We start from the raw sequence: 21,423 nt of genomic DNA, 5'->3' as shown, positions 1-21,423 counted from the left end.
CCGTCGACCTCCCTCCCTCTCTGCACGCGTTGTAGGTCCGCACCGTCGTTGCCGGCGGGCGGGCGCGGCCCCTCCCTCAAGGTGCCCTGGCCCCATGGTAGACGCGGGGCTGTCGGCTGCGTCCAGTTGCATACGTATTCATGGCATCGCGCGGTAGCGCACCCGCCGCGCTGGCTTATGGTCCGGGTCTGCCAACGGCGCCTTGGGAGGGGAATTGCCGATGTCACCCACTGCTGTACGCGCGCTATTCGCGCACATGCTCGGTCTGGCCCTGATCGGATGGGCCACGCTGGTACAGGCCGCGCCTCAGGTGGCCAGCGTCGAATCGCCGGGCAAGGTATTGAAGGTCAGTCTGCTGCTGGATGGCGGCACGGCCCGCTACCGGGTCGAGCGCCTGGGCGACACCGTGGTGGAGGATTCGAAGCTCGGCTTCGCCCTGCGCGACGGTCGCCTGGACCGCGATTTCACCCTGCTGGGCCAGCAGCGGCACAGCGTGGATGACACCTGGGAGCAGCCTTGGGGAGAGCGCCGGCTCACCCGCAACCACTTCAACGAGCTGACCGTGCAGCTGGCCGAAACCACCGGCAGCAAGCGGCGGCTGGATGTGGTGTTCCGCGTCTACGATGATGGCCTTGGCTTCCGCTATGTGTTCCCTGAACAACCGAACCTGCGCGAGGCCATCATCGATGACGAACTGACCGAGTTCGCCATCGCGCCCGAATCAACCGCCTGGTGGATTCCCGCCGGCGAGCCGATCCACTACGAATACCTGTACCAGCGCACGCCGCTGCGCGAAGTGCCGCTGGTGCATACGCCGATGACCCTGCGCAGCCGCGACGGCCTGCACGTGGCGATCCACGAAGCGGCGCTGGTGGACTATGCCGGCATGTGGCTGCGCCGGACCGAGGGACAACGCCTGCGCGCGCAGCTTTCGCCCTCGGCCGAAGGCTGGAAGGTACGCCGCACCCTGCCCTTCGCCACGCCCTGGCGCACGCTGCAGATTGCCGACCGCGCCGGTGGCCTGGTCGAATCGGACCTGATCCTCAATCTCAACGAACCCAATGCGCTGGGTGATGTGAGCTGGGTGAAGCCGGCCAAGTACCTGGGCGTGTGGTGGTCGATGCACCTGGACAACGAGAGCTGGGCGACCGGGCCGAAGCACGCGGCCACCACCGCCAAGACGAAAAAAGTCATCGACTTCGCCGCCGCGCACGGCTTCCGTGGCGTGCTGGTGGAAGGCTGGAACCCGGGCTGGGACGGCATGTGGGTGGGCAATGGCTACGACTTCGATTTCACCCGTGCCACGCCCGATTTCGACATTGAGGCGCTGTCCGCGTACGGCCTGAAAAAGGGCGTGCACCTGATCGGCCATCATGAAACCGGCTGCGCCATCGAGCACTACGAGGACCAGCTGGGTGCCGCGCTGGACCTGTATGCACGGCTGGGCGTGGACCAGTTCAAGACCGGCTATGTGTGCGACGACGGCCAGGTCGATCGTCGCAATCCGGCAGGGGGACCGCTGTGGCGCGAGTGGCACGACGGGCAGTTCATGGCACGCCACCATCTGAAGGTGGTGCAGGAGGCCGCGCGCCGGCACCTGTCGGTCAACCCGCATGAGCCGATCAAGGACACCGGCCTGCGCCGCACCTATCCCAACTGGATCTCGCGCGAAGGCGCACGCGGCATGGAGTACAACGCCTGGGGCCAGCCGCCGAACCCGCCGGAGCATGAGGTCAACCTGGTGTTCACCCGCATGCTGGCCGGGCCGATGGACTACACCCCCGGCATCCTCAGCCTGAAGGGCCGCCACGGCCAGGCCATCCCCAGCACGCTGGCGCGGCAGCTGGCGCTGTATGTGGTGCTCTACAGCCCGATCCAGATGGCCGCCGACCTGCCCGAGCACTACCTGCAGCATCGCGAGGCGTTCCGCTTCATCGAGGACGTGGCGGTGGACTGGGAGCAGAGCCGCGTGCTCGATGGCGAAGTGGGCGACTACGTGACGATCGTGCGCCGCGACCGCAACAGCCGCGACTGGTTCCTCGGCAGCATCACCGATGAACACGGACGTGTGCTGCCGGTCTCGCTGGGCTTCCTGGAGCCGGGCGTGCGCTATCGCGCCGAGATCTACCGTGATGGTGAAGGCGCTGATTTCCGCAGCAACCCGTTCGGGTTCGTTCGCGAAACCCGCGAAGTGACCAGCGCCGATGCACTGACGCTGGTGCTGGCACCAGGCGGTGGCCAGGCCATTCGCTTCACACCGCTTTGAACGCACGGGTAGTGCCGGCCGCTGGCCGGCAACCCGCAGATCGTGATGCCGGCCAGCGGCCGGCACTACCGCAAGCAGTACCTGAAAGCGATTACATCCCTGTAGACGCCATTGAATACGTATGCAGGGTGATTCCCGCGAAGAATGCGCTGCCTACCATAGCGGCGACGACAGCGGCCACCGCGTCGCACGTTCACGGCCCCGCCGGAACGCTCACAAATCGATCTGCAACATTGCCTGGGAGGGGAAAATGTTGAACCACAAGCGCAGCGCGCTGAGCATCGCGCTGGCCGTTGTCCTGGCGCCGACACTGGCGTCGGCACAGTCCACGCAGAACACCACCACACCGGCCGGCACCGCCGCCACCAACCTCGATACGGTGCAGGTCACCGGCATCCGCCGCGGCATCGAGAGCGCGATCGCGGTCAAGCAGGACGCCACCTCGGTGGTGGAAGCAATCTCCGCCGAAGACATCGGCAAGCTGCCCGACGTCAGCATCGCCGAGTCCATCTCGCGCCTGCCTGGCCTTGCCGCACAGCGCGTCGCCGGACGTGCGCAGGTGATCAGCGTGCGCGGCCTGTCGCCGGACTTCGCCACTACACTGCTCAATGGCCGCGAAGTGGTCAGCACCGGCGACAACCGCGGCGTCGAGTTCGACCAGTACCCGTCCGAGCTGGTCAACGGCGTGACCGTGTACAAGACCCCGGATGCGGCGCTGGTCGGCCAGGGCCTGTCGGGCACCATCGACATGCAGACCGCGCGCCCGCTCAGCTTCGGCGAGCGCGTGATCGCGGTCAGTGGCCGCTACCAGAAGAGCTCGCTGGGCCGCGCCGCCAACACCGATCCGTACGGCAACCGCTTCAGCGCCAGCTACATCGACCAGTTCCTGGACAAGACCCTGGGCATCGCCATCGGCTATGCGCACAGCGACATGCCGATCCAGGAGAACCAGGTCGGCCTGTACGAGCCGTGGACCACCGAGCACACCGACAAGGGCGACCGCCCGGGCGTGGGCGCCGGCACCTACTTCTCCGATGGCATCAAGGCGCTGCGCCGCACCGGCAACAACAAGCGCGACGGCGTGATGGCCACGATCCAGTTCCGGCCCAACAACAGCTGGACCAGCACCTTCGATGCGTTCCACACCGAAGCCGAGCAGATCGATACCGCCAACCAGTTCGAGCTGAACCTCAGCAACTACAACGGCAACTACACCCCGGGCCTGCTGGTCAGCAACCCGCAGGTCAACGCCAATGGCTCGTTCACCGGCGGCACCGCCAGCGGCGTGTATCCGCTGGTGCGCGGCATGTACAACAAGCGCAAGGACAAGATCGACGCGTTCGGCTGGAACAACGAGTTCAACTTCAGCGGCGTCAAGCTGGTCGCCGACCTGAACTACTCCAAGGCCACGCGCGATGAGCTGAACCTGGAAAACAACCTGCAGCTGACCCCGATGCCGCAGCTGGATACGGTCGGCGTGTCGATCCGCCAGGACGGCTTCTCGCAGATCAGCCCGGGGCTGAACTACTCCAACCCCGACGCTCTGTTCCTGACCAACACCATCTACGGTTCCGGCTACGGCAAGGTGCCGCAGGTGGAAGACCGCCTGAAGGGTGGCAAGCTGGCAGCCACCATCGCCCTGCCCGATGCCGTCGCGTCGTGGGCGCCGGACATCGACATCGGCGTGAACTATGCCGACCGCCGCAAGGTGAAGACCCAGTCCGAAGGCAACATCCTGCTGGGTGCGCAGGGCGACGCCAACATCGCCTCGGACCTGCAGTACCGCCCGGTCAACCTGGGCTTCGCCGGCCTCGGCACCATCCCGGCCTGGAACGTGCCCGCCGCGGTGGGGCGCTACATGACCTTCAACCCGGTCGACAACCTGGACTACCTGATCCCCAAGTCGTGGACGGTACAGGAGAAGATCACCACCGCCTGGGCGCGCCTGAACATCAACGCCGACATCGGTGAAGTCGGCGTGCGCGGCAACATCGGCGTGCAGATGCAGCACACCGACCAGAGCTCGGATTCGCGGTACTGGGACAGCTCGCAGTCGGCCGGCAACAACGTGCAGCCGTACTCCAATGGCCGCACCTACAATGACTGGCTGCCGAGCCTGAACCTGGCCTTCCTGTTCCCGCATCAGCAGACGCTGCGTTTTGCCGCCGCCAAGCAGGTTGCGCGGCCGCGCGTGGACCAGATGCGTGCCGGCCTGGAGTTCGGCGTGGACACCGGCACCGGGCGCCCCGGCGGCAGCGGCGGCAATCCGCTGCTGGACCCGTGGCGTGCCACCGCGCTGGACCTGTCCTACGAGAAGTACTTCGGCGAGAAGGCCTACGTGGCCGCCGCGATCTTCTACAAGGACCTGAAGAGCTACGTCTACACCCAGTCGGTCGACAACTACGACTTCACCGCGCTGCTGGGCAGCTACGTGCCGCCGCCGGGAATGACGGCACCGGTGCTGACCACCGGCACCTTCTCCGCCCCGCAGAACGGCAAGGGCGGCACGCTGAAGGGCCTGGAACTGACCGCCTCGTTCCCGCTGGAGATGCTGACCGACAGCCTGCGTGGCTTCGGCGTGCAGGCCAGCGCGACCTTCAACAAGAGCGACATCACCATCCTGGACCCGGAAAGCGCGTCCAGCGTGGGCAGCGACCCGATCAGCCTGCCCGGCCTGTCCAAGCGCGTGTACAACTTCACGGCCTATTACGAGCGCAGCGGCTTTGAAGCACGCGTCAGCCAGCGCCGGCGTTCGGACTTCATCGGCGAGATCGGCAACTTCAACGGCAACCGCAGCCTGCGCTACGTTGTCGGCGAGAACGTGACCGACGCGCAGATCAGCTACACCTTCAGCGACAGCAGCACCCTGCGCGGTCTCACCCTGCTGCTGCAGGGCAGCAACCTGACCAACGAGCCGTACCGCACCTACGCCGGCAGCAAGGACCGCCCGCTGGAGTACATCGAGTGGGGCCGCACCTACATGCTGGGCGTGAACTACAAGTTCTGAGGTAGCGCCGGGTCCTGCCCGGCAGCCCGGACCCGGTAGCGCCGGCCGCTGGCCGGCAACACAAAGGGAGCAGGACCGGAAACCCGCTGCGCAGGCAGCGGGTTTTCTTTTGCGCGGATGCCGGCACGTCCGTAGATCCGCGCCATGCGTGGATGCCGTTCTCTGGAATCCCGCCCACAAAAAAGGGACGGGGCGCTTCGGCCCCGTCCCCGCAAGTACCGCCACCGGAGAAAACGGTCAGCTGCGTCGGGCGCAATACACCGCGCGCGGCGGCAGCTGGAGTTCGTTGCCCTGCACCGTGCCCGCATCCGGGCCCGGTACCGCCACCTGCTGCCAGTTGCCCAGCGGCAGCGGATGGGTCACCGCCTCGGCCGACAGGTTGAAGGCCAGCAGGAGGGTTTCATCTGCAAGCATACGCTCGAACAGCAGCACAGGCTCGGCGCTTTCAAGGAATCTGATGCTGCCATGCAGAAGCGCCGGCTGGGTATGCCGCCAGGCCAGGAACGCGCGGAACGCCGCCAGCACCGAGTGCGGGTCGCGTTCCTGCACGGCCACCGCCGCCGCGCGGTGCTCGGCCGGGATCGGCAGCCAGGGCTGGCCGGTGGTGAAGCCGGCCAGCGGTGCATCGGTCCATGGCAGCGGCGTACGGCAGCCGTCGCGGCCCTTGAAGTTCGGCCAGAAGGTGATGCCATACGGATCCTGCAGGGCCTCGAACGGCACCTCGGCCTCGGCCAGGCCCAGCTCCTCGCCCTGGTACAGGCAGACCGAGCCGCGCAGCGAGCACAGCATCGCCACCAGCATCCGCGCCAGGCGCGGATCGGCCGGGTGACCGCCCCAGCGGCTGACCGCCCGCTCCACGTCGTGATTGGACACCGCCCAGCACGGCCAGCCTTCGGTCATCGCCGCTTCCAGCCGCGAGACCGTGTCGCGGATGTAGGCCGCGCTGTAGTCATCCACCAGCAGCTCGAAGCTGTAACCCATGTGCAGGCGGCCATCGCGGGTGTACTCGGCGGTGGTCGCCAGCGAATCCTCCGAAGAGATCTCGCCCAGGCTGACCGCCCCCGGATACTCATCCAGCAGCGCGCGCAGGCGCTCCAGGAACGGCAGGTTCTCTGGCTGGGTGTTGTTGTAGTAGTGGTACTGGTAAGCGTACGGGTTGTCCGGGCTGAAGCCGCGCCCCACCCGCTTCTCCGCCGGCTTGGGCGGGTTGTCGCGCAGCTGTGCGTCGTGGAAGCAGAAGTTGATCGCATCCAGGCGGAAGCCATCCACGCCGCGATCGAGCCAGAAGCGCACATTGTCCAGGGTGGCCTGCTGCACGTCCGGGTGATGGAAGTTCAGGTCCGGCTGGTCGACCAGGAAGTTGTGCAGGTAGTACTGCTCGCGGCGCGGCTCCCACTGCCAGGCACAGCCGCCGAACAGCGACAGCCAGTTGTTGGGCGGGGTGCCGTCCTCGCGCGGGTCGGCCCAGACGTACCAGTCCGCCTTCGGATTGCTGCGGTCCTGGCGGCTCTCACGGAACCAGGCGTGCTCGATCGAGGTATGGCTCAGCACCTGGTCGATCATCACCTTCAGGCCCAGGCCGTGGGCCTTGGCCAACAGGCGGTCGAAGTCGTCCAGGCTGCCGAACAGCGGGTCGACGTCGCGGTAGTCGGCGATGTCGTAGCCGAAGTCGGCCATGGGGGACTTGAAGAACGGCGAGATCCAGATCGCATCCACGCCCAGTGCAGCGATGTGGTCCAGGCGCTCGATGATGCCCGGCAGGTCGCCCACGCCATCGCCGTTGGCATCGAGGAAACTGCGCGGGTAGATCTGGTAGATGACGGCTCCGCGCCACCATGGATAGTGCGACATCGACAGCCCCCCTCCGGGCATGCGGGACCCGCCGGCAGCGGGCCGAAATCCTGTTCCGGCAAGCTTAGCGGTGGCCTCGCGGGCATGGCGCAACCTGCATACGTATTCACGCGAAGGGCCGCGCAGGCCGGGCCGGAATTGCCGCTCGGGCCCGTTTGCGCCCGAATTCACGGCCAGCGCCTATAATCGGTGGTGAGCCTGAAAGCCTGATCGCATGACCATCACCGAAGACACCCGTCCCGCCCTGGGCCTGCCCCAGATCCAGTCGCTTGCCGCGGCCGACATGGCCGCCGTCGACGCCCTGATCCGGCGCCGGCTGTCCTCGGACGTCGTGCTGATCAACCAGATCGCCGACCACATCATTTCCGCCGGCGGCAAGCGCCTGCGTCCGATGCTGGTGATGCTGGCCGGCCATGCGGTCGGCCAGGCCGGCCCGGAGCACCACCAGCTGGCGGCGATCATCGAGTTCATCCACACCTCTACCCTGCTGCACGACGACGTGGTGGACGAGTCCAGCCTGCGACGTGGCCGCAGCACCGCCAACGCGCTGTGGGGCAACGCGCCCAGCGTGCTGGTGGGCGACTTCCTGTACTCGCGCAGCTTCCAGCTGATGGTCGAGCTGGAGCGCATGCCGGTGATGCAGATCCTGGCCGATGCCACCAACCGCATCGCCGAGGGCGAAGTGCTGCAGCTGCTGCACGTGCACAATCCGGATACCGACGAAGCCGCCTACCTGCGCGTGATCGAGCGCAAGACTGCGGTGCTGTTCGCCGCCGGCACCCGCCTGGGCGCGCTGGCCAGCGGCGTGGATGAAGCGACCCAGCAGGCCCTGTTCGACTACGGCATGCACCTGGGCTACGCATTCCAGATCGCCGACGACGTGCTGGACTACTCGGCCAACGCCGAGGAGCTGGGCAAGAACCTGGGCGACGACCTCGCCGAGGGCAAGGCCACGCTGCCGCTGATCCACGCGATGGCCCACTCCGACGACGCGACCCGCGAACGCCTGCGCACCATCGTGCAGGACGGCGACGCCTCGGCGATGCCGGAAGTGCTGGCCGCGATCCGGGCTACCGGCGGCCTGGAGTACAGCCGCGCGCGTGCGGAAGAATATGCCGAAGCCGCCGAGCGCGCGCTCGATGGCCTGGGCGACAACGATGCCGTGGCCGCCCTGCGTGGTCTGGCGCGTTACGCGGTGCAGCGCTCGCATTGACCGGTAGTGCCGACCGTTGGTCGGCACTGAAACGGTCGCATTGACCGCATCTGGTAGTGCCGGCCGCTGGCCGGCATTGAAGCATCGGTAGGTGCCGACCGTTGGTCGGCACTGAAGCATCGGTAGTGCCGGCCGCTGTCCGGCATTCCCGATGACATCCGCAGCATCATGAGGTTGCCGGCCAGCGGCCGGCACTACCACTGCACGAATCAACGTTTCTCGAAGCGCTCCTCGAAGAACTCATCCAGTGCCTTCCACGCGCGCTTGGCCGCCCGCTCGTTGTACTGGCACCCCGGCGGGCTGCTGGCGTCGCGCTCGGCGAAGCAGTGCACTGCACCGCTGTAGTTGGTGAACTCCCAATCGACCTTGGCCGCATCCATTTCCTTCTGGAACGCGGCGATGTCCTCGGCGGTCACGCTCTTGTCATCGGCCCCGTTGAGCACCAGCACCGAAGGATGGCTGCCACCGGCCTGCGCCGGCAGCGGCGAACCCAACCCACCATGCAGGCTGACCACACCCGCCAACGGCGCGCCCGCACGGGCCAGTTCCAGCACCGTGGTACCACCGAAGCAGAAGCCCACCGCACCGATCCGGCCGGCATCCAGCGGCACCTTCCCGGCCTGCGCCTTGAGCACGTTCACCGCTTCCAGCGCACGTGCGCGCAGCAGCGGCCGGTCGTTGCGCAGCTTGGTCGCCACCGGCCCGGCCTCGGCATCGGTCTTCGGTCGCACACCCTTGCCGTAGACATCGGCCACCAGCACCACGTAGTCGTCGCCGGCCAGCTGCTTGGCCTTCTCGACCGCCGACTCGTTCACACCCTTCCAGTTCGGCACCATCACCAGGCCAGGTCGCTGGTCATGCTCGCCATCGTCATAGACCAGCACGCCACTGAAGGTCGTGCCCTGGTGTTTCCACTCCACCGGCTGCGTCTTCATCGCCGCCCACGCTGGCATCGCCGCCAGCCCCAGCATCATCGCCACACCGCATCGCCAACGATTCATGCGCCTGCTCCGCAAGAAAAAGGGGACGGAGGGGATTAAGCCGTATTCGCCCCTCCCGCGTCGCATTCTGCATTGGCGGCGTGACGCAGGTGTGGTTGGATACGACTTAATCCCCTCCGTCCCCTTTTTTCGCATGAATCTTGTTGATCGCTTTCTGTCTGGCCTGATCCCGCGTTTGCCTGCCGAGGATGCCCCGCAGTGGGTCCACGTGCAGGGCGCCAGCGCTGAAGACCTGCAGCGCCTGCGTGTGCAGTGGCCGCAGGTGCCGGACAGCCTGGTCGAACTCCTATCGCGCGTGGATGGCACCCACTACCGGGAGTACCCCGGCGGCAAGGTCTGCGTACTGATGCTCGGCTCGGACGTGGAGGGCGGTGGCTACCCGTACTACCTGCGATCGGTCGCGCAGATCTTCGAGGACCAGCAGCGGTGGGACGACAGCATCCGTTCCATCTACGAAGAGTGGCTGGATGAGGAACCGGAGATTCTCGGCGAGGGCATCGACGCGGATCTGCCGATGAACCGCCGGCTGTGTTTCTCGCACTGCATGAACAACGGTGGCACGTCGATGCTGTACCTGGATTTCGATCCCGCGCCAGGCGGCACCGTCGGCCAGGTGGTGCGCTACCTGCACGATCCGGACAGCTATGCGGTCATTGCGCGGAGCTTCGATGTGTATCTGCAGCAGCTGATCGATGGCGATTACGCGTTCATCGATGAAGACGGATGAAGGCAGCCGAGCGTGGGCGTGGCTCTACAGTAGAGCCACGCCATGCGTGGATGAATTTCTCCGCAGGTTGCCGGCCAGCGGCCGGCACTACCCGCGCTCGATCCAATGCAACGTGCCCGGCATGAGCGCCAGCAGGTCCGCTGGGGCCAGCTGATTCCGCGGCCAGTGGCGTTCCGGCGGTTTCGGCTGCCGGGCACCCACCGAACCGTCGTAGTCGCGCACCAGCAGGCCGATGCGCGCGGCTCCGGCCTGCAACAGCGCGTCGATACGCTGCAACCACTGGCCGGCATCGTCCAGCGCTTCATCGCGGCGTGCCTGCTGATCCTGTTCATGCCGCGCCTGCTGCTCGGCCAGCGCGCGGGCGATCTTGGCTTCGCTCCAACCCTTCTTCCGCCAGCGCCCGGCATCGCCCTTCCACTCCCGCTCGGCCCGCGACGAAGCCAGCGCGGTACCGCAATCGCAGTGCGCGGCGCTCAGCCACGGCTGCCAGCCGGGCCCGACGGCCGCCTGCAGGCTGGGCGAATCCTGCGCGAACAGGCTCCGGCCGCTGCGCTGCATGATCGCGGCGGCATCGACCTGCGCAAACGACGCAGGAAGGAACAAGGTGATGAAGGTGCACATGCGGCTATCCGGGTCCGTCCGGGGGATGCGCCCCATGGTAACTCGCCGGGATCAGAGCCCTTTCCTGAGGAAAGGGATCCGACCCCGATCCGGCGGATCAGGCGATGCCCAACCCCGGAATCGCGCTGATGCTGTCCGGATCGAATCCGGCCAGTTGGGCGAAATGGCGGCCACGCGCCACGTAATCGCGGTAGGCCCCGAAGCTTGGCGCACCCGGCGACAGCAGCACCACCCCGCCCTGCGCGCCCAGCGCCGTGCGCGCCAGTGCCATCGCCTCGGGCAGATCAGCGGCGGCGTGCAGGCCGAAGCGACCGGCGTCGGCCAGCGGCTGCAGCATCGTGTGGATGCGCGGGCCGTTGCTGCCCATGGTCACGATCTCCACCGGCGGCACATCGTGCGCCATGTGCTGCATGAAATCGCTCCAGTCCAGGCCACGGTCATGCCCGCCCACCAGCAGCGCGATGCGCTGCCCGGCGAAGCACTCCAGCGCTGCCAGGCTGGCGTGCGGCGTGGTGCTGATCGAATCGTTGATGTAGGTCAGGCCATCGGCCAGGCCAATCCGCTGCAGGCGGTTCGGCAGCGGGCGGAACTCCTGCACCGCCGGTGCCAGCGCCACGGCGTCAAGGCCCAGTGCTTCCAGTGCGGCCAGCACCGCGCACAGGTTGCCGCGGTTGTGGCGGCCCGGCAGCGGCGTGTTGCGGGTATCGAACACGGCCTGCTCACCGCGGTGCACGACATCGCCGCGCATGTGCCAGCCCTGCGGCTGGTTGAACCAGACCACCTCACTCTCGGGCAGCGACAGCGCGGCCAGGTGCGGATCGGCGGCATTGAGCACGGCAATGCGCGGCGCGGCTTCCGTCACCAGCCGCAGCTTGTCCTCGATGTAACGCTGTTCGCTGCCGTGCCAGTCCAGGTGTTCCGGGAACAGGTTCAGCACCACTGCCACCTGCGGGCGGGCGCCACTGCGCGCCACTTCACCGGTCTGGTAGCTGGACAGCTCGACGGCCCAGTACTCGGGCGCCGGCTGCGGGTCCAGCACTTCCAGCAGCGGCAGGCCGATGTTGCCGACCAGTCCGGTGCGATGCCCGGCGGCCCGCAGCAGGTGCGCGACCAGCGCGGTGGTGGTGCTCTTGCCCTTGGTGCCGGTCACGCACACGGTGTCGTGCACGATGCCATCGTCAGCCGCGTGCTCCGCAAACCACAGCGCGGTGCCGCCGATGAAGGTGGTGCCCTGCTCTGCCGCCGCCAGCGCGATCGGCTGGTAAGGGCTGATGCCGGGCGACTTGATCACCACATCGAACGCGGCCAGCGCTTCGGCCGAGGGTTCGCCAAGTACCTGCAGCGCGCCCTGCGTTTCCGCACGCGCGGCTTCGGCTTCAGCGGCCGGGCAGAACAGGCTCAGCGGCAGCGTGGGCAGGCGCTCACGCAGCACCGCAAACGCGGCGCGGCCCTCACGGCCCCAGCCCCACAGCGCGACGCGCTTTCCTTCAAGCTTCGAAATCTTCACGCACCCGTTCCCACAGCGCAGCCGGAACGCGGTGCTCGCCCTGCAGCTGCAGCAGCGGTGCCAGTTCCAGTTCGGCGGCATCCAGCTGCGGCTGGATCTCGTTGCAGAAGCGCTTCACCAACACGTCTTCCTTCCATTCCGGGCGCTGCGCCAGGGTCGCCATCGCCGCACGCGATTCGCGGCCTTCGCCCACGCACTCGAACGGCTTGTGGTCCTGGAATTCCAGCAGCGCGTCGAAGCCAGCAGCCTGTTCGGCATCGTCCAGCAGGTTGCGGCCGAAGATGCGCACAAGGCGCGTCTTGGGCATGAACGGGGCCAGCGCCAGGAACACGAAGTGGCATTTCGGGCAGACGCCGCACCAGCGGTTCACCGGGCGCTCGCCAAGAATGTGGAAATTGCGGTTGCAGCTGGAGAAGTGCGCGTCGTAGAAATCGGTCTTGGCGAACTGGCGGGCCACCGCCAGCTCGGACATCGGGCGCAGCAGCGAGTAGTACTGCAGGTCCGCCGCCACGTACTTCCGCACATGGCTGCCGAACGCCTGCTCGCAGGCCCAGCCCTTGGACCACTGGTGATTCACTTCGCCGGTGCCCGGAATCTGGCTGCCGTAGCTGGCCGAACGCTCGTTGGAGAACACGACCTGGTCCACGCCGTGCAGCAACGCGGCCAGCACCATGATCGCCGAGTTCACCACCGTCACCGGGATATGGCCGTTCCAGGCGCCCTGGCGGTTCAGCTCGAACAGTTCCGGTGCCAGCGTGCGGCCCAGGTTCAAGGTCGGCAGGCCGGTGCGCTCGGCGCACGCACGGATCAGCTGCGAGCCACCGATCCAGGTCACCGTCTCGTCCACGCCGGCACGGCGCAGCGCTTCGATGCTGACCAGCGAATCCTTGCCGCCGCCGATGGCCACCAGCGCGTGCGGCTGCAGGCCCAGCGCCGGCGCCTGCGCGGCTACGCCCTGCACCGGCAACCGGAAGCGGCCACGCAGGTTCAGGCCGTTGCGGTAGGCGAATTCGCCCAGGCCGTTGAGGTAAATGGTCTCCACCAGCGCGGCGGTATCGGCATCGATGCTGTAGCTGTCGATGCTGACCGTATCCGGTACGCCGGCCTTGTAGTAGCTGACGCCGGCGATCAGGTGCAGCAGCTGCAGCGCGCGCTGCACCGCTGCCGCACGCGCCGGGTCCAGCACGAACGGGGCACCGGGCACGGTGATGGTTTCCACCATCTCCGGGCCGTCGTCGAAGGCGTAGACCAGCCGGGCCACGCCGGTATCCGCTGCGAAGTCGCAGCGGACGAAGCGGAAGCGGGAAACCTGGTGTTTGTCGAAAGCAGTCATGGTGTATCCGGTCAGGCACGGGCCCGCGCGAGGGCGCGGGGCGTGTCGGTGGGCGGGTGCAGGGCGTGCGCGGTGGTCATTCGATCACGTCTTCGCGCGGCAGCATCCGCTGGTTGTAGGTGTTGGCCATCACATAGCCGTAGGCACCGGCATCTGCGATCAGCATCACGTCGTCCGGCGCGGTCGACACCGGCAGCTTGCGGCGCTTGCCGAACACATCGCTGGATTCGCAGATCGGGCCGACCACATCGAACGCCGCTTCGGCATAACCGCCCTGGCGGCTGAGGTTCTCGATGTCATGCCAGGCGTCGTACAGCGCCGGGCGCATCAGTGCGTTCATGCCGGCGTCCAGGCCGACACGGCGCACGCCGTCCTTTTCCACCACCTGGGTGGCATGGGTCAGCAGCACGCCCGATTCGGCCACCAGGTAGCGGCCCGGCTCGATCGCCAGGCGGAATGCCGGGTGCAGTGCCTTTACCTCGGCCAGGCCCTCGGCCCAGGCGTCCAGGTCGAAGGGTTCGTCTTCGTCGCTGTACGGAATCGGCAGGCCGCCACCGATATCGATGGTCTGCACGCTGCCGATGCGGCGGGCGAAACCGGCCAGCTCATCGCACATCAGGCGCCAGTGCTGCGCGGTTTCCACGCCGCTGCCCAGGTGCGCATGCAGTCCCACCACGCGGCTGCCCAGTTCGGTTGCCGCGCGCACGAACTCGTCGACGCGGGCGATCGGCAGGCCGAACTTGGACTCCTTGCCACCAGTACGGACCTTGGCGTGGTGGCCCTCACCCCGGCCCAGATCGACACGCAGCCACAGCTCGCGGTTGCGGAACAGGTCCGGCCAGCGCTGCAGCGCTTCCACGTTGTCGACGGTCACGGTCACGCCCAGCGCGAACGCCGCCTCGTACTCGCTGCGCGGACAGAAGCTGGGGGTGAACAGCACGCGCTTGGGCGACAGTTCCGGCAGGTGCTGGAACACATGCCTCAGCTCGCCATGCGACACGCACTCCAGGCCGAAGCCCTCCGCTTCCAGCAGCTGCAGGATGGCCGGGTGGCTGTTGGCCTTGATCGCGTAGTAGCGCTGGTCAATCGGCTTGATTGCGGCCAGTGCACGGGCGCGGGCGCGCACCGTCGGCAGGTGGTAGACGTAGCGCGGCGTACCGGCATCGGCCAGCTGCAGCAGGTGCGCACGCTGGCCGCGCCACCACGGCGTGCCGCGCGGGCGCACGGTGCCGGCAATCTCGCGCCAGCGCGGGCCGAACACTTCGGTCTCTTCCACCGGCATTGCGCCGCTGTCGATCAGCTCGGCGTGCAGGATCGGCAGCAGGCCATCGGCATCGGCCTCGTCGATGACGAAGGTCAGGTTCAGGTCGTTGGACGACTGCGAGATCATGTGCACGCGCTCGCGGCCGAAGGTGGCCCACACGTCCGACAGCTTGTGCAGCAGCGACCGCATGCCACGGCCCACCAGGGTGATCGCCGCGCACGGCACGATCACCTTCACCTTGCAGATCTGCGACAGGTCGGCCGACAGCGCGGCCAGCACATCGGTGTTGACCAGGTTCTCGGACGGGTCCAGCGACACCGTGACGTTGGTCTCGGCCGAACCGATCAGGTCCACCGACAGGCCGTGCTTCTTGAACAGGTTGAACACATCGGCCAGGAAGCCGACCTGCTGCCACATCCCGATGCCTTCCATCGACACCAGCACGATGCCATTGCGGCGGCTGATCGCCTTCACCCCCGGCACCGGTGCGGCGCTGCCATCGATGCTGGTGCCCGGCAGTTCCGGGCGCTCGGTATCGAGGATGGCCATCGGCACGCCGGCATCGCGGCACGGCTTGATCGAGCGCGGGTGAAGCACCTTGGCGCCGGTGGTGGCGATTTCCTGCGCTTCGTAATAGTCCAGGCGGGTCAGCAGGCGCGCGTCCGGCACGTCCTTCGGATTGGCGCTGAACATGCCCGGCACATCGGTCCAGATCTCCACCCGGCTGGCGCCGAGCAGCGCACCGAAGTACGCCGCCGAGGTATCCGAGCCACCACGGCCGAGGATGGCGGTACCGCCATCGGCATGCCGCGAAATGAAGCCCTGGGTGATCAGCAGGCGGGTCGGCTGCGCGCGGAAGCGCTGCATCCACTCCGCGTCGGCGCGCCACTGGCAGTTCACCGACAGCCGCTGCGACCAGTCGCTCTGGTTCGGCTGCGGCGGCATCGCGTCCAGCCACTGGCGGGCATCCATCCAGCCCATGTCCAAGCCCGAGGCGCGCAGATAGGCCGCACCCAACGTGGAGGACAACAGCTCGCCCTGGCCCAGCACTTCGGCCTGCCAATCCAGCGGACGAGTGGCCGCCCGCGCATCGTCGAGCAGGCCCTGCAGCGCCGCCAGCCGTTCGGCCAGCACCTCGCGGCCCAGGCCGAGTTCAGCCAGGAAGCCCTCATGGCGCTCGACAAGCGCTGCCACGCGATCACCGCTGTCCGGCGCGCCGTCGGCAATCGCGGTCAGTTCGTTGGTGACCCCGGACAGCGCCGATACCACCACCAGCACGCGCGATCCGGTCTCTTCCGCGCGTTTTTTCGCCAGCTTCCCGATCGTGTCCCAGCGGTGACGACGCGACACCGAGGTGCCGCCGAACTTCAGTACGATCCAACGATCGACAAGGGGGGAAGCTGACATGGATTGGCTATGTAGAATGTGGGGAGGCCGCCCTCGGGGGCGGAACCTTTGATTCTAAGCGCAATATCCCCGTAGATGGCCCTCCTTCGTTACCTGCAGCTCGATGTCTTCGCCCCCCGCCCCGGAACCGGCAATCCACTGGGCGCCATCCTGGACGCCGACGCGCTCTCCAGCAGCCAGATGCAGGCCCTGGCTGCCTGGCTGAACCTGTCCGAGACGGTGTTCTTCCTGCGCCCCACCGCGCCCGGCGCCGATTACCACATCCGCATCTTCACCCCGACCCGCGAGCTGGCGTTTGCCGGCCACCCCAGCGTCGGCGCCGCCTGGGCGGCGGTGACCTGCGGCCTGGCCCAACCGCGCGACGGCGCCCTGCTGCAGCAATGCGCGGCAGGGTTGCTGCCAGTACGGGTGAGCGGCCCGGCCGGGGCACTGGAGATCCAGCTGGCCAGCCCGCCGGCACGGCAACTGGACACGGAGGCAGGCGGAGCGCCCGCCGCGCTGTTGGCGCTCGCTGCCGACGGGCAGGTGCCGGAACTCTGGGACAACGGCGCACGCTGGTGGCTGCTGCCACTGCGCGATGCCGACGCCGTGCGCAGCCTGCTGCCGGACATGGCCGCGCTGGCCGACTGGAGCCTTGCCACCGATGCCACCGGCGTGGCGGTGTTCGCCGACGAAGCCGGCGCCGGCCATGCCCGCGTGGTGCGCGCGTTCTGCCCCGCCGATGCCCCCAGCGTGCCCGAGGACCCGGTCACCGGCAGCGCCAATGCGTTGATCGGCGCCTGGCTGACGCAGCACGGCGCCCTGTCCGGCGGCGGGGGCCGCTTTGTGGCCAGCCAGGGTCGCGAAGTCGGTCGCGATGGTCGCGTGCAGGTACAGGTCGATGCGCAGGGCACGGTGTGGATCGGCGGCCAGGTGCAGCCGGTCATCGACGGCCATATCCGTTGGCTGTAGAGCCGAGCCCACGCTCGGCTGCGGCCCACACGGCAGCCGAGCGTCGGCTCGGCGCTACAGCGGCGGGTTAAGCTGCGCGCCACCCGATCCTGGAGTTTCGCCCCGATGACCACCCGCCGCTTCCTGCAGCTGGATGTGTTCTCCCCGCGCGCCGGCGCTGGCAACCCGCTGGCCGTGGTACTCGATGCCGACGGCCTGGACGACGCCAGCATGCAGGCCATCGCACGCTGGACGCGCCTGCCCGAGACCACCTTCGTGTTCCCGCCCCAGGCCGCCGGTGCCAGCTACCGGCTGCGCATGTTCAGCCCGCAGAAGGAAGTGCCGTTCGCCGGCCACCCCAGCGTCGGCACGGCGCATGCGGTGCTGCAGGCAGGCCTGGCCACACCGATCGACGGCGTGCTGGTGCAGGACGGCATTGCCGGTGTCCTGCCGCTGCGCGTCAGCGGTGAGGGCGCGCAGCGGCGCATCGCCATCCGCACACCGCGCGCGCAGTTGGCGGAGACCGCTGAAGCCACCGATCCGCGCCTGCTGGCAGCACTGAAGGACTGGCCACTGGGCTCGCTGCCGCCGGCGCGCATGCAGGGCGGACGCAGCTGGTGGGTGGTACAGGTGGCCGATGAAGCAGCACTGCGCACCCTGCGCCCGGACTGGGACGCGGTGGCTGCGCTGGCCGAGTCCACCGACAGCATGGGCGTGTTCGCCTATGCCTTCAGCGATGGCAGTGAGGGATTCGATCTGGCCGTGCGCGCTTTCGTCGGCAATGGTCGGCGCTTCGAAGACGCCGCCTCGGGGGCCGCCAATGCAGTGCTGGCCGCGTGGCTGGACCTGCGCGATGCGCTGCCACGTGGCCGTGCACCGTTCGAAGTCAGCCAGGGCCGCGAAGTCGGCCACGATGCGCGCCTGACCCTGCGGGTCGACGAGGACGGCGAGGTCTGGTCGGGCGGCCAGGTGCAGACCGTCATCACCGGCACCCTTGATTGGTGATCGCGCTGGCGGGTGGTAGAGCCGAAGGCAGCGGCAGGAGCCGCTGCCAACGTCGGACGCGACGGCCCGGAGGGTGGCGGCCAGGAAGGCCGCCATAATGCTGGCCGGCTGCTGCATGGACCTCGGCATGCTGCATGGACCTCGGCATCATGCGGTTGCCGGCCAGCGGCCGGCACTACCTTGGCTCAGCCCAGCTCGGCTTCCAGGCTGATCGGCACCGCGCTCAGTGCCTTGGATACCGGGCAGTTCTGCTTGGCGTCATCGGCGATGGCGCGGAACTGCGCCGCGTCGATGCCGGGCACCACCGCCTTCACCTTCAGGCGGATCTGCGACAGCTGCGGACCGCCTTCCAGCGACAGGTCGACCTTGGCTTCGGTGTCCAGCGAGGTCGGGGTGAAGCCCGCTTCGCCGAGCTTGGCCGACAGCGCCATGGTGAAACAACCCGCGTGCGCGGCGGCAATCAGCTCTTCCGGATTGGTGCCCTTTTCGTCGCCGAAGCGGCTGTTGAAACCGTAGCGGGTCTTGTCCAGCAGCCCACTCTGCGGCGTGCTCAACTGCCCCTTGCCCGTCTTCAGATCGCCTTCCCAGTGCGCGGTGGCGTGTCGCGAGATTCCCATTGTGCTGCTCCTGCGTGGCGGTGATGAACGGCTACCCTCGCACGCCACGCGTTAGCCCTGCGTCGCTCCGCCGCACGCCGGACGTCGCCCCCCGAGCCCGGCGCGTGGACACTTCCTCGCCAGCCCGGAACGCATTTTCCTCTTGTTTTCAGTGGTTTCGCGCACCCCACCAATCGGCGGGCGCCGGCGATCGAACACGCTGGCGTGCCCCCATCCCCCATTGCCGACCATGTACTGAATCGGCCTGGATATGAAAAAACATGCACTTTCCGCGCTTCGGGCTATTGGCGGCGCCCAAGAGTTGCCCTACATTGCGCTTGCCGACGGGGTTCGGCGCCGACCAAACAACCAACCGTTCACGGAACAGGAAACCATGGCAAAGACCGCTAAGAAGGCTGCCCCGAAGAAGGCAGTGAAGAAAGTCGCGACGAAGGCAGCCGCCAAGCCGGCCGCTCCGAAGCCGATCAAGGAAGTGCTGACCAAGTCCGGCCTGGTTGCACACATCGCTGAAGCCTCCGGCGTCGTCGCCAAGGACGTCCGCGCTGTGCTGGCCTCGCTGGAAAGCGCCGTCGCCTCCTCGGTGCACAAGAAGGGCGCTGGCTCCTTCACCCTGCCGGGCCTGCTGAAGATCACCACCGTCAATGTGCCGGCCAAGCCGAAGCGCAAGGGCATCAACCCGTTCACCAAGGAAGAGCAGTGGTTCGCCGCCAAGCCGGCCACCACCAAGCTGAAGGTGCGTCCGCTGAAGAAGCTGAAGGACGCTGCGCTGTAAGCGCGCGCCCCAACGTGGATTCCGACGGGACGGCTCTGGCCGTCCCGTTTTTTTTGCGTGCCCGGCGGTAGATCCACGCCATGCGTGGATGCGTCGCGCTGCGGCAATCCGCAACACAGCGTTGCCGCCTCCCCGGGAATGCCCGTACAGGCCCGTCACCACGGGCCGAGCGCGGCCTGGGCAGGTGCTGGAACGTACCGGGTGGAACACTGCGTGCAGCGCCGGCCGTCGCCTCAGGCCGTGGCCTTGCCTATGGTGGGCACATCCTCCACAGCTACGGCGAGCACACCCTCATGGCCAGCCCCTCCACCCGCTACCGGATCTCGGTGACCCCCATCGAAAAGGACGGGCTGCAGTGCACAGGGCGCTGCACCATCGAACTGGAGCATCGCGCCAGCCGCGACCTGATGCGCCTGCTGGAGGCGGCCCCGCGTACCGCCGGTATCAGCGGCGACGAGCGTGCGACCCTGGTGATCGCCACCCAGCTGCTGCGCGATATCGTGCAGCGCCATGCCGAGACCGGCGGCCACGCACTGGCGGCCATCGCCGGCCAGGTCCTGCCAGCGCTGGACGCTCTGGATCAGCTGCCCTCCTCCCGCTGATCCCGGCGCAATCGCTACACTGCCGCCCTCCAGGTTGCCTCGGGGAGGAGGCAGACATGCGCAGGATCCTGTTGCTGATCGCACCCCTGGTGCTGCTGGGCTGTTCACGCCCGGCAGCACAGACGACCGGCGACATCGCGGCAGCGTCTGCTCCCGTCGCTGCCACCGCAGCGGCGGACACCCGCACCGGCCCCGATCCCGCAGCAGTGCAGGCAAGTGAAATGCCGGTGCTGTCTGCTGTCGCCGACGATGCCGAGCCGCCATCGACGATGCTCAACCGCTACGTAGCGGCGTTGCTCAACCGCGACCGCGCCGCCAGCGATGCCGCCTGGACGATCCCGCCCAGCGACCCGCGGCATGCGGACGACGCCGCGCTGCGGCAGCTGCAGGACCTGCGTACCCTGCGCCTACAAAGCGATCCCCCGGTCGCCCGCGACGATCGGCAGCCACCGCAGCTGCTTGAGGTGCCGGTGCAGATCCGCGCAGTCACCGCCAACGGTACGTTCCGCTTCGGTGGCTGGTACCGCGTGCAACCCAGCAGCGACGGCAGCGCCTGGCAGATCCAGTCGGCGCAACTGCGTCCAATGCTGGACTGAACCGTTACAACCGCATGCACGCGCGATTCAGCCTGCACGGCTACTCTTTGATCCATCCATTCCCTGCCATCGGTCACCGCCATGCGCCTGCGTTCCCTGATGACCCGCCTCGCTGCCTCCACCGTACTGATCGCCGCTGCGATCGGCGCGCAGGCGGCTCCCTCCATTTCCGGCCGCGAACTGTCGGTGGGTGCCAGCGACGTCCAGCAGTACCTCGATGGCAGCTTCCCGCGCACCCAGGACGCCCTTGGCGGCCTGATCTCCCTGACCATGAGCCATCCTCAGCTGAGCCTTCCGGCCGGCGAGCGCTTGAACCTGGGCATGGACGTGGCACTGGCCACCGCCGGCGGCAACCCGGCCAGACTGGGTACGGTGAAGCTCAGCAGCGGCCTGCGCTACGACGCGCAGACCCAGGGCTTTCACCTGCAGCAGCCCAGCGTGGACGACTTCACCCCGGCCAACCAGGGCGGCCGCCTCGACTCACGCACCCGTGGCCTGCTCAATGCCTGGCTGAGCGACTACGCCCAGCGCGAACCGATCTACAAGCTGGACCCGGCCGTGGCCGGGGTGCTCGGCGCGCTGCAGGTGCAGGCGGCACAGGTGAAGAACGGCAAGCTGGTGGTCACCTTCAACCAGAACCTGGGCAACCTGGTGCCGGCAGGCCTGCTGGGCAAATAAGGGAGTGCCGGCCGCTGGCCGGCACG

The 21,423-nt window shown here is 67.8% G+C and carries 17 protein-coding genes; 10 read left to right on the top strand and 7 right to left on the bottom strand.

The features are described from left to right. Positions 1-214 precede the first annotated feature (214 nt). Positions 215-2,266, top strand: a complete 2,052-nt coding sequence (locus tag AC5P66_RS00770) for a glycoside hydrolase family 97 protein (RefSeq protein WP_049411632.1) — start codon at positions 215-217, stop codon at positions 2,264-2,266. Positions 2,267-2,516: 250 nt separating this feature from the next. After that, a complete protein-coding gene (locus AC5P66_RS00765) occupies positions 2,517-5,273 on the top strand; it encodes a TonB-dependent receptor (RefSeq protein WP_049411634.1) in 2,757 nt (918 codons plus the stop codon). Between the two features lie 237 nt (positions 5,274-5,510). Here the strand turns inward: AC5P66_RS00765 and AC5P66_RS00760 are convergent, their stop codons facing one another. After that, positions 5,511-7,124 (bottom strand): alpha-glucosidase family protein, encoded by a 1,614-nt coding sequence (locus AC5P66_RS00760; protein WP_099495223.1) that lies wholly within the window; start codon positions 7,122-7,124, stop codon positions 5,511-5,513. Between the two features lie 214 nt (positions 7,125-7,338). Here AC5P66_RS00760 and AC5P66_RS00755 point away from each other — a divergent pair, with 214 nt between their 5' ends. Further along, entirely contained in the window at positions 7,339-8,337 is a 999-nt protein-coding gene (locus tag AC5P66_RS00755; RefSeq protein ID WP_005408451.1) for a polyprenyl synthetase family protein, read from the top strand. Positions 8,338-8,546: 209 nt separating this feature from the next. Here AC5P66_RS00755 and AC5P66_RS00750 read toward each other — a convergent pair whose 3' ends face one another. Then, positions 8,547-9,338: a dienelactone hydrolase family protein gene (locus tag AC5P66_RS00750; RefSeq protein ID WP_099495222.1), complete on the bottom strand. Its 792-nt coding sequence runs from the start codon at positions 9,336-9,338 to the stop codon at positions 8,547-8,549. A 133-nt stretch (positions 9,339-9,471) separates the two neighbouring features. Between AC5P66_RS00750 and AC5P66_RS00745 the strand changes: the two genes are divergently transcribed. Beyond that, entirely contained in the window at positions 9,472-10,065 is a 594-nt protein-coding gene (locus AC5P66_RS00745) for an SMI1/KNR4 family protein (protein ID WP_099495221.1), read from the top strand. A gap of 87 nt (positions 10,066-10,152) precedes the next feature. Here AC5P66_RS00745 and AC5P66_RS00740 read toward each other — a convergent pair whose 3' ends face one another. The 4 genes from AC5P66_RS00740 to AC5P66_RS00725 all read right to left on the bottom strand — a co-directional run bounded on the left by AC5P66_RS00740 (position 10,153) and on the right by AC5P66_RS00725 (position 16,197). Next, the gene (locus tag AC5P66_RS00740; protein ID WP_099495220.1) at positions 10,153-10,686 is read right to left on the bottom strand and encodes a hypothetical protein; all 534 of its coding nucleotides are present in this window, start codon (positions 10,684-10,686) and stop codon (positions 10,153-10,155) included. 97 nt (positions 10,687-10,783) lie between these two features. After that, positions 10,784-12,193 carry a UDP-N-acetylmuramoyl-L-alanine--D-glutamate ligase gene (gene murD, locus AC5P66_RS00735; protein ID WP_099495219.1) on the bottom strand — a complete coding sequence of 470 codons (1,410 nt, stop codon included), beginning with the start codon at positions 12,191-12,193 and terminating at the stop codon, positions 10,784-10,786. Then, a complete protein-coding gene (murL, locus tag AC5P66_RS00730; protein ID WP_495216037.1) occupies positions 12,174-13,526 on the bottom strand; it encodes a UDP-N-acetyl-alpha-D-muramoyl-L-alanyl-L-glutamate epimerase in 1,353 nt (450 codons plus the stop codon). The genes murD and murL overlap by 20 nt, the downstream gene beginning before the upstream one ends. A 76-nt stretch (positions 13,527-13,602) precedes the next feature. Continuing rightward, positions 13,603-16,197 (bottom strand): bifunctional aspartate kinase/diaminopimelate decarboxylase, encoded by a 2,595-nt coding sequence (locus AC5P66_RS00725; protein WP_049440238.1) that lies wholly within the window; start codon positions 16,195-16,197, stop codon positions 13,603-13,605. Positions 16,198-16,272: 75 nt separating this feature from the next. Between AC5P66_RS00725 and AC5P66_RS00720 the strand changes: the two genes are divergently transcribed. Next, on the top strand, positions 16,273-17,148 hold the full coding sequence (locus AC5P66_RS00720; protein WP_099495217.1) for a PhzF family phenazine biosynthesis protein: 876 nt from the start codon (positions 16,273-16,275) through the stop codon (positions 17,146-17,148). A 105-nt stretch (positions 17,149-17,253) separates the two neighbouring features. Further along, positions 17,254-18,132, top strand: coding sequence for a PhzF family phenazine biosynthesis protein (locus AC5P66_RS00715; protein WP_049440242.1), 879 nt, complete (start codon positions 17,254-17,256; stop codon positions 18,130-18,132). A 185-nt stretch (positions 18,133-18,317) separates the two neighbouring features. Here the strand turns inward: AC5P66_RS00715 and AC5P66_RS00710 are convergent, their stop codons facing one another. Continuing rightward, the gene (locus tag AC5P66_RS00710; protein ID WP_049414152.1) at positions 18,318-18,749 is read right to left on the bottom strand and encodes an OsmC family protein; all 432 of its coding nucleotides are present in this window, start codon (positions 18,747-18,749) and stop codon (positions 18,318-18,320) included. 373 nt (positions 18,750-19,122) lie between these two features. Here AC5P66_RS00710 and AC5P66_RS00705 point away from each other — a divergent pair, with 373 nt between their 5' ends. The 4 genes from AC5P66_RS00705 to AC5P66_RS00690 all read left to right on the top strand — a co-directional run bounded on the left by AC5P66_RS00705 (position 19,123) and on the right by AC5P66_RS00690 (position 21,397). After that, entirely contained in the window at positions 19,123-19,521 is a 399-nt protein-coding gene (locus AC5P66_RS00705) for an HU family DNA-binding protein (RefSeq protein WP_005408442.1), read from the top strand. A gap of 293 nt (positions 19,522-19,814) precedes the next feature. After that, entirely contained in the window at positions 19,815-20,123 is a 309-nt protein-coding gene (locus AC5P66_RS00700) for a DUF3861 family protein (RefSeq protein ID WP_005415605.1), read from the top strand. Between the two features lie 56 nt (positions 20,124-20,179). Beyond that, on the top strand, positions 20,180-20,719 hold the full coding sequence (locus AC5P66_RS00695) for a hypothetical protein (RefSeq protein ID WP_099495216.1): 540 nt from the start codon (positions 20,180-20,182) through the stop codon (positions 20,717-20,719). A gap of 81 nt (positions 20,720-20,800) precedes the next feature. After that, positions 20,801-21,397, top strand: a complete 597-nt coding sequence (locus AC5P66_RS00690) for a YceB family lipoprotein (RefSeq protein WP_049414158.1) — start codon at positions 20,801-20,803, stop codon at positions 21,395-21,397. Positions 21,398-21,423: the final 26 nt, after the last annotated feature.

This window comes from Stenotrophomonas sp. YJH_SMC_122, assembly GCF_059369535.1.
The sequence above is the reverse complement of the archived record's forward strand: the minus strand, read 5'-3'. Positions and strand labels throughout refer to the sequence as shown.

What these genes read in the sequence shown, in the direction of transcription:
- AC5P66_RS00725 (WP_049440238.1), bottom strand. Translation starts at nt 16,197, where the DNA reads ATGTCAGCTTCCCCCCTTGTCGATCGTTGGATCGTACTGAAGTTCGGC.
- AC5P66_RS00700 (WP_005415605.1), top strand. Translation starts at nt 19,815, where the DNA reads ATGGCCAGCCCCTCCACCCGCTACCGGATCTCGGTGACCCCCATCGAA.
- AC5P66_RS00755 (WP_005408451.1), top strand. Translation starts at nt 7,339, where the DNA reads ATGACCATCACCGAAGACACCCGTCCCGCCCTGGGCCTGCCCCAGATC.
- AC5P66_RS00710 (WP_049414152.1), bottom strand. Translation starts at nt 18,749, where the DNA reads ATGGGAATCTCGCGACACGCCACCGCGCACTGGGAAGGCGATCTGAAG.
- AC5P66_RS00720 (WP_099495217.1), top strand. Translation starts at nt 16,273, where the DNA reads ATGGCCCTCCTTCGTTACCTGCAGCTCGATGTCTTCGCCCCCCGCCCC.
- AC5P66_RS00715 (WP_049440242.1), top strand. Translation starts at nt 17,254, where the DNA reads ATGACCACCCGCCGCTTCCTGCAGCTGGATGTGTTCTCCCCGCGCGCC.
- AC5P66_RS00740 (WP_099495220.1), bottom strand. Translation starts at nt 10,686, where the DNA reads ATGTGCACCTTCATCACCTTGTTCCTTCCTGCGTCGTTTGCGCAGGTC.
- AC5P66_RS00765 (WP_049411634.1), top strand. Translation starts at nt 2,517, where the DNA reads ATGTTGAACCACAAGCGCAGCGCGCTGAGCATCGCGCTGGCCGTTGTC.
- AC5P66_RS00745 (WP_099495221.1), top strand. Translation starts at nt 9,472, where the DNA reads ATGAATCTTGTTGATCGCTTTCTGTCTGGCCTGATCCCGCGTTTGCCT.
- AC5P66_RS00705 (WP_005408442.1), top strand. Translation starts at nt 19,123, where the DNA reads ATGGCAAAGACCGCTAAGAAGGCTGCCCCGAAGAAGGCAGTGAAGAAA.
- AC5P66_RS00750 (WP_099495222.1), bottom strand. Translation starts at nt 9,338, where the DNA reads ATGAATCGTTGGCGATGCGGTGTGGCGATGATGCTGGGGCTGGCGGCG.
- AC5P66_RS00760 (WP_099495223.1), bottom strand. Translation starts at nt 7,124, where the DNA reads ATGTCGCACTATCCATGGTGGCGCGGAGCCGTCATCTACCAGATCTAC.
- AC5P66_RS00690 (WP_049414158.1), top strand. Translation starts at nt 20,801, where the DNA reads ATGCGCCTGCGTTCCCTGATGACCCGCCTCGCTGCCTCCACCGTACTG.
- murL (WP_495216037.1), bottom strand. Translation starts at nt 13,526, where the DNA reads ATGACTGCTTTCGACAAACACCAGGTTTCCCGCTTCCGCTTCGTCCGC.
- AC5P66_RS00695 (WP_099495216.1), top strand. Translation starts at nt 20,180, where the DNA reads ATGCGCAGGATCCTGTTGCTGATCGCACCCCTGGTGCTGCTGGGCTGT.